Annotated in this window: 1 protein-coding gene; it reads left to right on the top strand. The window is 44.9% G+C overall.

Features of this window, described 5'->3' with window-relative positions:
* Window positions 1–107: 107 nt before the first annotated feature.
* A partial coding sequence (locus tag FTV08_RS16050) for an ISNCY family transposase (protein ID WP_180087656.1) occupies window positions 108–1315 on the top strand: 1208 nt, incomplete at its 3' end.

Below are 1315 nucleotides of genomic sequence, written 5' to 3'. Positions count from 1 at the left end.
TGTAACTCCAAAATAGAAATGTCCGGTTTCTCCAAAGTAAAAATGTCCGCTTTTAGAATATGCACTTTTGCAATTTCGTTAGCGGACGGTTTGATATGTTGGTGTCTATGTCGGATAAAGAACTTAAACGATTGTCGGTCGTGCAGGAAATCTGCGATCAACGCATAACTCAATCCCAGGCTGCTCAGCTACTTCATATTTCAGAACGTCAGATCAGACGCTTACTGCAGAAATACAAAGCTCAAGGTCCCGCTGCATTAGCCCATGCCGGTCGTGGCCAAATCAGCAATTCCAAACTTCCTGAAGAACTCAGACTCAAGTGCCTCAATATTGTTTCTGACCAACTCCATGGTTTCGGACCCACTTTAGCGCATGAAAAGCTCACCACCGTACATGGATTCGATCTTTCAGTAGAAACCCTGCGTTCCTGGATGATTGCAGCTGACTTATGGATTCCTCGATCCAAGCGCCTGAAACGCCCGTATCAGCCTCGTTACAACCGGGATTGCTTTGGTGAACTGATCCAAATTGATGGCTCATATCATGACTGGTTTGAAGGACGCGCTGCTAAATGCTGTCTGCTGGTGTTTATCGATGATGCTACAGGAAAATTGCAGCATTTACGCTTCTGTGAATCAGAATCAGCCTTTGATTATATGATTTCAACACGCTTGTATGTTGAGCAGCATGGTAAGCCGTTGGCATTTTACAGCGACAAACATTCAGTCTTCAGGGTGAATCAAAGCAGCAAGAAAGACACCAAGATTACCCAGTTTGGACGCGTACTCAGTACCCTGAATATCGATATCATCTTCGCCAATTCACCACAGGCCAAAGGCCGTGTGGAACGTGCCAACAGAACCCTTCAGGACCGTCTGATCAAGGAGATGCGTCTGGAAGGTATCAGCTCGATTGAGCAAGCTAATGCCTGGCTACCCTGCTTCATTGAGCAGTTCAATCAGAAGTTCGCCAAGATGGCTTTTAATCCTAAGGATCTACATCGGCCTATCACTGAAACAGCCGAAGAATTAGATGATATTTTTACTTGGCGTGAACCCCGCAGAGTCACGAATAGCCTGACGATTACTTATGATAAATGCGTATATCTCCTGGAAAACACCGAAGAAAATCAAAGGTTGATCGGTAAGTATCTTGAGTTCCTGGAATACCCGGATGGTACTGTAGCCCTCATGCATGATGGCCGAAAGATCAATTACAGCCTCTTCGATAAATTAAGTCAGCTGAATCAGCGAGAGATTGTTGAGAATAAACGGTTGGGTGCTGTTCTGAATCATATCCAACAACAGCATGAAGA

It is taken from the genome of Acinetobacter sp. YH12226, from assembly GCF_013417805.1.
Taxonomy (GTDB): Bacteria; Pseudomonadota; Gammaproteobacteria; order Pseudomonadales; family Moraxellaceae; genus Acinetobacter.
Note: the sequence above shows the minus strand (reverse complement) of the source record. Positions and strands in the feature narration are given on the sequence as shown.